Raw genomic sequence first — 9659 nt, 5'->3', positions numbered from 1 at the left:
CCTGCCCGGTGAACATCACCCCGAGCCGGCCGCCCCGTACGACCCCGGAGACGACCCCCGGGGCCGGTGTGCCCTCGGACAACGCCCCCAGCCCGCTCAGGAGTTCGTCCCGGTCGGTGCCGAGGACCACCGCGCGGTGGTCGAGCCGCGCCCTGCCGGTCGCCAAGGAGTGGCCGACTGCGCTGGTGGCGGACGGGGCCTCCTCCGCCGCGATGTGGTCGCGCAGCCGCCGGGCCTGGTCGCGCAGGGCGGCCTCCGACGTGCCGGACAGCGGCCACGGGATCAGGGACGGGGACGGGCCCTGGGGCGACGGTTCCGTCGCCGGTGCCTGCTCCAGGATCACGTGGGCGTTCGTCCCGCCGAAGCCGAAAGACGACACGGCGGTACGGCGCGGGGCGTCCGTCTGGGGCCAGGGGCGGGCGGTCGTCAGGAGCTCGACCGCGCCCGCCTCCCAGTCGACCAGCGGCGTCGGGTTCTCCGCGTGGAGTGTCCTGGGCAGGACACCGTGGTGCATGGCCTGCACCATCTTGATGATGCCGCCCACTCCGGCGGCTGCCTGGGCGTGCCCGATGTTCGACTTGAGGGAGCCCAGGTAGAGGGGGCGGTCGCTGTCCCGGTCCTGTCCGTACGTGGTCAGCAGTGCCTGGGCCTCGATGGGGTCGCCTAGCCGGGTGCCGGTGCCGTGGGCCTCGACGGCGTCCACGTCGCCCGGGCGCAGCCGGGCGTTGGCGAGCGCCTGCCGGATGACGCGTTCCTGGGAGGGGCCGTTGGGGGCGGTGAGGCCGTTGGAGGCGCCGTCCTGGTTGACGGCGGAGCCCCGTACCACCGCGAGCACGGGATGGCCGTTGCGCAGGGCGTCCGAGAGGCGTTCGACGAGGAGCAGGCCCACGCCCTCCGACCAGCCGGTGCCGTTCGCATCGGCGGAGAAGGAGCGGCAGCGGCCGTCCTCGGAGAGTCCCCGCAGCCGGGAGAACTCCGTGAAGGCGACCGGGGTGGACATGACGGTCGCGCCGCCCGCGAGCGCCAGGTCGCACTCGCCCAGGCGCAGCGCGTTCGCCGCCAGGTGGAGGGCGACGAGCGACGACGAGCAGGCGGTGTCCACCGCCACCGAGGGGCCCTCCAGGCCGAAGGAGTACGAGAGCCGGCCGGCCGCGATGGAACCGGCGCTGCCGCTGAACAGATAGCCCTCGAAGCCCTCCGGCGGGAGGTGCGGCCGGGACCCGTAGTCGTGGTACATGACTCCGGTGAACACCCCAGTCCTGCTGCCCTTGAGGGACGTCGGGTCGAGCCCCGCCCGCTCGAAGCCCTCCCAGGCGGTCTCCAGGAGCAGACGCTGCTGCGGGTCGGCGGCCAGTGCCTCGCGCGGCGACATGCGGAAGGGCTCCGGGTCGAACAGGTCGGCCTCGTGCAGGAAGCCGCCCTCCCGGGCGTACGAGGTGCCGGCACGGTCCGGATCGGCGTCGTACAGCCGGTCGAGGTCCCAGCCGCGGTTGTCCGGGAACCCGCCGACCGCGTCCGTCTCCCCGGTCACGAGCCGCCACAGGTCCTCCGGCGAGGACACGCCTCCCGGGTAGCGGCACGCCATGGAGACGATCGCGATCGGCTCGTGCTCCCTCTCCTCGGCCTCGCGCAGCCGCCTGCGGGCGTCGCGGGCGTCGGAGATGGCCTTCTTGAGGTATTCGCGGAGTTGTGCCTCGTCCGCCACGTGAACTCAGCTCCCGGTGGTGGGGTGGGGTGGGATGGGGTGGGGTTGGTCGGTCGGTCGGTTCTTCGGCGGCGGGGGAGGGGGCGCGGCGCGCCCCGCCCCCTCCCCGTGCCGTCAGTCGAGGTCGTCGAGGAGCGCGAAGAGTTCCTCGTCGCTGGCGCCGTCGAGGTCATCGTCGTCCTCGGCTCCGGTCGTGCCGTCCGCGCCGCCGGGGGTGTCCTCCGTGGCGTGGAGCAGTTCCCGCAGCCTGGCCGCGATCCGGTCGCGGTCCTTGCCGTCCGCCGCGAGCGCGGCGATGGCCGCGTCGAGGCCGGCCAGCGAGGCCAGGACGGGATCGGCGCCGCCGACACCATCGAGGCCGACGGCGTTCGCGGCGTCCGTGCCGTCCTCGACGCGCAGCTCCTCGTGGAGGTGCGCGGCGAGTGCGCCGGGCGTCGGGTGGTCGAAGACGAGGGTGGCGGGCAGCCGCAGCCCGGTCGCCCGGTTCAGCTGGTTGCGCAGTTCGACGGCGGTGAGCGAGTCGAGGCCCACGTCCTGGAGGGCGCGGTCGGCCTCGATGCCCTTGGGGTCGTGGTGGCCGAGCACCCCGGCGACCTGGGCCCGGACGAGATCGATCAGGAAGCGTTCCCGTTCGGCCGGGGTGAGGGCGGCGAGCCGCCGCCCGAGCGGAACCTCGTCCTGGTGGCCGTCCGCCGCGGCGGTGCCGCGCCGCCTGCCGGCCCCGGCGAGGGCGTGCAGCACCGGGGGGAGCCGGTCGCCGCCCGCGCGCAGCGCGGCCGGGTCGAGCCTGCTGACGGCGAGCAGCGTCTCGCCGGTGGCGGGCGCCGCGTCGAACAGGGCCGTGCCGTCGTCGGAGGACAGCGGCAGCAACCCGACCTTGGCCAGCCGGCGCAGGTCGTTCTCGTCCAGCCCGCCGGACAGGGCGCTGGCCTCGGCCCACAGGCCCCAGGCGAGCGAGGTGGCGGGCAGGCCGTGGGCGCGGCGGTGGGCGGCGAGCGCGTCCAGGAAGGTGTTCCCCGCCGCGTAGTTGGCCTGCCCGGCGGTGCCGAGGAGCCCGGCCAGCGAGGAGTACAGGACGAAGGCCGTCAGGTCCTCGCTGTCGCGGGTCAGTTCGTGCAGATGCCAGGCCGCGTCGACCTTGGGCCGCAGCACCTTCGCGAGCTGTTCCCCGGTGAGCCGGGCGGCGACGCCGTCGTCCAGGACGCCCGCCGTGTGCACGACGGCCGTCAGCGGCTGCTCGGCCGGTATCCCGGCCAGTACCGCGCCCAGCGCCTGACGGTCGGTCACATCGCAGGCGGCGAAGGTGACGTCGGCGCCGAGGCCGGTCAGTTCGGTCCGCAGGTCGGCCGCACCGGGCGCCTCGATGCCCCGGCGGCTCAGCAGCAGCAGCCGCCGGGCTCCGTGTGCGGTGACCAGGTGGCGGGCGAGGACGGCGCCGAGCGCCCCGGTCGCTCCGGTGATCAGCACCGTGCCGTGGTCCCAGCGCGGCGCCGAACCGGCTGTCGCGGAGTCGGAACCGGTGCTCGCGGAGTCGGGGGCGGTACGGGGCCGGGCCAGGCGCGGAACGGTCAGGGCCCCGCCGCGTACCGCGACCTGCGGCTCCCCGCAGGCCAGCACCTCGGCGAGCCGGCGGGCCGCCGGAGCGGAGTCCGCCGGGTCGAGGTCCACGAGGACGAACCGGCCGGGGTTCTCGGTCTGCGCCGACCTGAGCAGGCCCCAGACTCCGGCGTGCGCCAGGGCGGGCACGTCCTCGTCCCCGGCGGCGACCGCGCCCCGGGTCACGACCACCAGCCGGGTCGCGTCGAGACGGTCGTCCGCCAGCCAGTCCTGGAGGGTCCGCAGGACGCTCCGGGTCGCCTCGCGGGCCCGTCCGGGCAGCCCGCCGTCGTCCGACGGCTCCGCCGCCGGGCCGTCGAGGACGGGCAGGACCACCGTGCGGGGGGCGGTGTCGCCCGCGTCGAGCCGCGCGGCCAGCGCCGCGAGGTCCACGTGGCGCGGCACCTCCGAGCCGAAGCCGAAGCCGAGACCGTCAGCCCCGTCAGCCCCGTCCGAAACAGTCGGTCCGTCAGCCCCGACCGCTCCCTCCAGCCCGAGCAAGGCCCAGCCCGCCCCCGCCGGTTCGACGCCCCCAGGCGACGGGACCCGGGTCCAGTCGACCCGGAGCAGTCCGTCCCTGGCCGCCCCGGTGCCCGCCTCCCGCAGGGCCTCCGCGTTCAGCGGGCGCAGCAGCAGTGAGGCGGCGCTCGCGACCGTCCGGCCCGTGCCGTCGGTGACGGTGAGCGCTGCCCGCAGCGATTCCGTGCCCCCGTCGCCGGACAGCGACAGCCGGACCCGGAGCAGGCTCGCCCCGGTGGCGTACAGGCTCACGCCCGCCCAGGAGAACGGCAGCCAGGACGGGCCGTCCTCGCCCGTGACGACACCGGGCAGCAGCGGGTGCAGGGCGGCGTCGAGCAGCGCCGGGTGGAGGCCGTACGAGGCGGCCTTCGGGCGCAGTTCCTCGGCGAGCGCGACCTCGGCGAACAGGTCGTTCCCGTCCTCGCTCCGCCAGGCCCTGCGCAGGCCCTGGAACGCAGGCCCGTAGCCGTACCCTGCCTCGGCGAGGCGTTCGTACGCCCCCTCCACGGGGACCTCGGCCGCACCGGCCGGCGGCCACACCAGCGCGGCGCCGTCGGGTGCCGTACCGTCCGGCGCGAGCAGGCCCTCCGCGTGCAGCGTCCACGACCGGCCCTCGCCGTCGGCCCCGGGCCGGTCGTCGCCTTCGGGGCACGCGTACACGGCCACCGGCCGCGCCCCGGCCGGGTCCGGTTCGCCCACCACGACCTGGAGGCGGAGCCCGCCCCGCTCGGGCAGCACCAGCGGCGCCGTCAGCGTCAGGTCCTCGACGCGCTCGCACCCGACCTGTTCACCGGCCCGCAGCGCGAGTTCGAGCAGCGCTGTGCCGGGCAGCAGCACGGTGCCGTGCACGGCGTGGTCCTCCAGCCAGGGGTGCCCGCCGCGCGAGACCCGCCCGGTGAGCAGGTACGTGTCGCGGTCGGCGACCCGTACCGCCGCGCCGAGCAGCGGGTGTCCGGCGGCGGTCAGTCCCAGCCCGGTGGCGTCGCCCGGGTCGGCGTCCCCCTCCAGCCAGTACCGGTCGTTCCGGAAGGCGTACGTGGGCAGGCCGATCCGGTGCGCCCCGGGGGCGGCCGGGGGCCGGTCCGCCGCGCCGCGCAGCCGGGCGGCGGTCAGGGCGGCGGTGAACGAGACGGTCTCCGAGCGGCCCGCCCGGACGAGGGGGAGGAGCGTGCCGGGCTCCTCGGCCAGGCACTCCCGGGCCAGGGCGGTCAGCACGCCGTCGGGCCCGGCCTCGATGTACTCGGTGACGCCCGCGGCCTCCAGGAAGCGGATGCCGTCGAGGAAGCGGACGGTGCCCCGGATGTGGGCGGCCCAGTAGTCGGGGGAGGCGAGTTGCTCCGCCGTCGCGAGGGTGCCCGTCACGTTCGACACGACCGGGATACGGGGCTCGGAGTAGGACAGTCCGGCGGCGACCGTACGGAACTCGTCGAGGACCTCGTCCATGTGCGGGGAGTGGAAGGCGTGGCTGACGGGCAGCCGCTTGGACCTGCGGCCCCGCTCGCGCCAGACGGCGGCGATCTCGTCGACGACGTCCGCGTCACCCGAAATGACCGTCGCCCGGGGTCCGTTGACCGCGGCGACGGCGACGGCACCCTCGTCGTACCGCGTGAGGAGCTGCCGTACCTCCTCCTCGTCCGCCTGGAGTGCGACCATCGCCCCGCTCTCCCGGGCGGCCTGCATCAGCCGGCCGCGCTCGGCGACGAGCGTGCACGCGTCGGCCAGGTCGAGTACCCCGGACAGATGGGCGGCGGTGACCTCCCCGACGGAGTGGCCGAGGAGGAAGTCCGGGGTGAGACCGCGGTGTTCGGCCAGCCGGAAGAGCGCCACCTCGACGGCGAACAACGCGGCCTGGGTGAAGACCGTCTGGTCGATCAGCGCCGAGTCGGCGGAGCCGGCCGGCGTGAACAGCACGTCCTTCAGGGGGCGGATCAGCTCCACGTCGAGGTGCGCGCACACCTCGTCGAGGGCCCGCGCGAACACCGGCTCCGTCTCGTACAGTTCGCGTCCCATGCCGAGACGCTGACTGCCCTGGCCGGTGAGGAGGAACGCGGTCCCGCCCTTGTGGCCGGTGCCCGGGCGGACCAGCTGGGGCGCGTCCTCGCCCCGGGCGAGCGCGTCGAGCCCGCCGAGGAGTTCCTCCCGGTCCGTGCCGACGACGGCCGCGCGGTGCTCCAGGAGGGCGCGGGCCGCGAGGGCGTCGCCGACGGCGGCCGGGTCGAGCCCGGGACGGCCGGTGACGTGTTCGTGCAGGCGGCGGGCTTGGCGGCGCAGCCCCGCCTCGTCCTTGGCGGACAGCGTCCAGGCGAGGGCCCCGGCGGTGGCGCCGTCCGGTGCGGGTGCGGGTGCCGGAGCCGCCGGCTCGGCCGGCGCCTGTTCGATGATGACGTGCGCGTTGGTGCCGCTGATCCCGAAGGACGACACCCCGGCGCGGGCCGGGCGCCCGGTCTCGGGCCACGGCGTCTCCGAGGTCAGCAGCTCGACGGCGCCGGAGTCCCAGTCGACGTGCGGCGAGGGGTTCTCCGCGTGCAGGGTCCTGGGCAGGACGCCGTGGTGCATGGCCTGGATCATTTTGATGATGCCGCCGACCCCCGCTGCCGCCTGGGCGTGCCCGAGGTTCGACTTCAGCGACCCGAGGTAGAGGGGCCGGTCGCCGTCCCGGTCCTGTCCGTACGTGGCGAGGAGCGCCTGCGCCTCGATCGGGTCGCCGAGGGTGGTGCCCGTGCCGTGCGCCTCGACCGCGTCGATGTCCGAGGGCCGCAGCCCGGCGTTGGCGAGCGCCTGCCGGATGACGCGTTCCTGGGAGGGGCCGTTGGGGGCGGTGAGGCCGTTGGAGGCGCCGTCCTGGTTGACGGCGGAGCCCCGTACCACCGCGAGGATCCGGTGGCCGTTGCGTACGGCGTCCGAGAGCCGCTCGACGAGGAGCAGCCCCACGCCCTCCGACCACGAGGTGCCGTCGGCGGCGGCCGAGAAGGACTTGCAGCGGCCGTCCGGCGCCAGACCGTTCTGCCGGGAGAAGTCGACGAACCCCCCGGGCGTCGCCGTCACGGTCGCGCCGCCCGCGAGCGCCAGGTCGCACTCGCCCAGACGCAGTGCGTTCGCCGCCAGGTGCAGCGCCACCAGCGAGGACGAACAGGCCGTGTCCACCGACACCGCCGGGCCCTCAAGCCCGAAGGAGTACGAGATGCGGCCCGACGCCACGCTGCTCAGCTTGCTCGTCAGCAGGTACCCCTCGAACTCCTCCGGCCCGGCCAGACCGAGGTAGCTCTGCTCGATCACGCCCGCGAAGACCCCCGTGCGGCTGCCGCGCAGCGCGTCCGGGGCGACGCCGGCGTTCTCGAAGGTCTCCCAGGCCGTCTCCAGGAGCAGCCTCTGCTGCGGGTCCATGGCCAGCGCCTCGCGCGGCGAGATGCCGAACAGCCCCGCGTCGAACAGCCCGGCGCCGTTCAGGAACCCCCCCTCCCGGGCGTACGAGGTCCCCGGGGTCCCGGGATCGGGGTCGTACAGCGCGTCCAGGTCCCAGCCCCGGTCGGCAGGGAAGCCGGAGATCGCGTCCCCGCCCCGGTCGACCAGCTCCCACAGGGTGTCGGGTGAGGTCACCCCGCCCGGGAAGCGGCAGGCCATGCCGACGATCGCCACCGGCTCCGTCTCCGCCGCCTCCAGCTCCGCCACACGGCGGCGCGCCTTCTGCAGATCGACCGTGACCCGCTTGAGGTAGTCGACCAGTTTCTCTTCGTTGGACATCGGGGACATCGGGGACATCGGGGTTCCTGACTCCTCGGGTGAGGCGCGGCGATTCGTTTCAGAGGCGATTCGGATCAGAAGGAGGACTGGCCCAGCTCGTTGTCGATGAAGTCGAAGATCTCGGCCACGGAGGCCGAGGCGAGCGCCTCGGCGGGGTCCGCCGCGTCGTCCCGGCCGCCGCCGTCCACCCGGGCCAGCAGCGCCCGCAGGCGCCGCGAGACCTCGGCCCTGGTGTCGTCGCCGGAGGACGGCTCGGGAAGCGCCGACAGCAGCCCGTCGATCCGGTCGAGGCCGTCCAGCAGCGTCAGCCGGGCGTCCGGGGCCGGCGGGGCGAGCCGCTCCCGCAGATGCGCGGCGAGGGCGTCGGGGGTCGCGTGGTCGAAGACGACGGTGGCGGGCAGCCGGAGACCGGTCGCCGTCGCCAGCCGGTTGCGCAGGTCCACGGCGGTGAGCGAGTCGAAGCCCAGGTCCTGGAAAGGCCGTTCGGGGGAGATCCCGTCGGCATCGGGCCGGCCGAGGACGGCGGCCACGTGGGTACGGACCAGCGCGAGGAGCGCCCGTGCCCGCTCCGGCCCGCTCAGCGCGGCGAGCCGGGCGGCGAACCCGGCGGCCGGGTCGTCCGCCTCCGGGCCCGGGGAACCGGCCGCGTCGCGGCCGGGCATCCCCACCAGACCGCTCAGGAGCACAGGGACGCTGCCCTGCGACCGGATTGCGGCGAGGTCCAGAGGCGTGACGACCAGGGCGGCACGGTCCGTGCCGAGCGCCCGGTCGAACAGCGCACGGCCCTCGGCCGGCCCGATCGGGCGGAAGCCGTCGCGGGCGAGCCGCTTGAGGTCGGTCTCGTCCAGGGCCGCGTCGAGGCCGCCCGCCTCCCACACGCCCCAAGCGAGGGAGGACGCGGGCAGACCCTGGGCGCGGCGGTGGGCCGCGAGGGCGTCGAGGAAGGCGTTCGCGGCGGCGTAGTTCGCCTGACCCGGCGCGCCGAGGACACCGACGGTCGAGGAGAACAGCACGAACGCCGAGAGGTCCATGTCCCGGGTCAGTTCGTGCAGATGCCAGGCGCCGTCCGCCTTCGGGTGGAGGACGGCCTCCAGCCGGTCGGGGGTCAGCGCGGGCAGCAGCCCGTTGTCGAGAACCCCGGCGGTGTGCACGACGGCGGTCAGCGGATGCTCCTTCGGCACGCCGGCCAGTACGGCGGCCAGCGCCTCCCGGTCGGCGGTGTCGCAGGCGGCGAACGTCACCCGCGCCCCGAGTTCCCGGAGTTCGGCGGCCAGCTCGACCGCGCCGGGCGCCTCCTCCCCGCGCCTGGACAGCAACAGCATCCGGGTGGCGCGCTGTTCGGCGACGAGGTGACGGGCGAACGCGGCACCGAGCGTGCCGGTCCCCCCGGTGATGAGAACCGTGCCGTCCGGGTTCCAGCGGACGGGTGCGGCGGGGCCGGCCGGGCGGGCCAGGCGGGGGACGAGGACGCGGCTCGCGCGGATCGCGGTCTGGGGTTCGCCGGTGGCGAGGACGCGGGGCAGGAGTGCGGTGACGTCCGTGCCGTCCTCGGCGTCGATGAGGAGGAACCGGCCGGGGGACTCGGACTGGGCGGACCGGATGAGACCCCAGACGGCGGCGCCGGGCAGGTCGGTGACGTCCTCGCCGTCGGCGGTGGCGACCGCCCCGGTGGTGACGATCACGAGGGGGGTGTCTTCCAGGCGCTCGTCCGCGAGCCACTCCTGGGCGAGTTCCAGCATCCGCTGTGTGGCGGTGTGCACCGTGGGCTGCGACCAGGGCAGCAGGACGGCGTCGACCGGGGTGCCCGAGGCGAGAGCCCCGGCGACGGACGACACGTCCGGTAACGGCTCCTCACCCAGTACCGCTACGGCCGACGGTGCTTCGGTCCCCAGGGACGCGGAGGGCTCCCAGACGACCTGGAAGAGGTCGTCGCGGGGGGCCGCGTCCGTGACTGCCTCCAGCCAGTAGCGCTCGTGTTGGAAGGCGTAGGTGGGGAGGGGGGGGTGGGGTGTTGGGGTGTGGTTGAGGTGGGTGGTCCAGTTGATGGGGGTGTTGTGGGTGTGGAGGGTGGCGAGGGCGGTGAGGAGGGCGCGGGGTT

At 75.3% G+C, this 9659-nt stretch carries 3 protein-coding genes; all 3 read right to left on the bottom strand.

Features of this window, described 5'->3' with window-relative positions; translation table 11 throughout:
• Positions 1-1705, bottom strand: a 1705-nt coding sequence (locus tag ACWFR1_RS39380) for a type I polyketide synthase (RefSeq protein ID WP_453560692.1), incomplete at its 3' end; no start/stop codon positions are given.
• 114 nt (positions 1706-1819) lie between these two features.
• The gene (locus ACWFR1_RS39375; RefSeq protein ID WP_453560694.1) at positions 1820-7543 is read right to left on the bottom strand and encodes an SDR family NAD(P)-dependent oxidoreductase; all 5724 of its coding nucleotides are present in this window, start codon (positions 7541-7543) and stop codon (positions 1820-1822) included.
• Positions 7544-7635: 92 nt separating this feature from the next.
• The coding region (locus ACWFR1_RS39370; protein WP_453560689.1) for an SDR family NAD(P)-dependent oxidoreductase at positions 7636-9659 on the bottom strand (2024 nt) is incomplete at its 5' end.

It is taken from the genome of Streptomyces sp. NPDC055103 (genome assembly GCF_053607625.1).
Note: the sequence above shows the minus strand (reverse complement) of the source record. Positions and strands in the feature narration are given on the sequence as shown.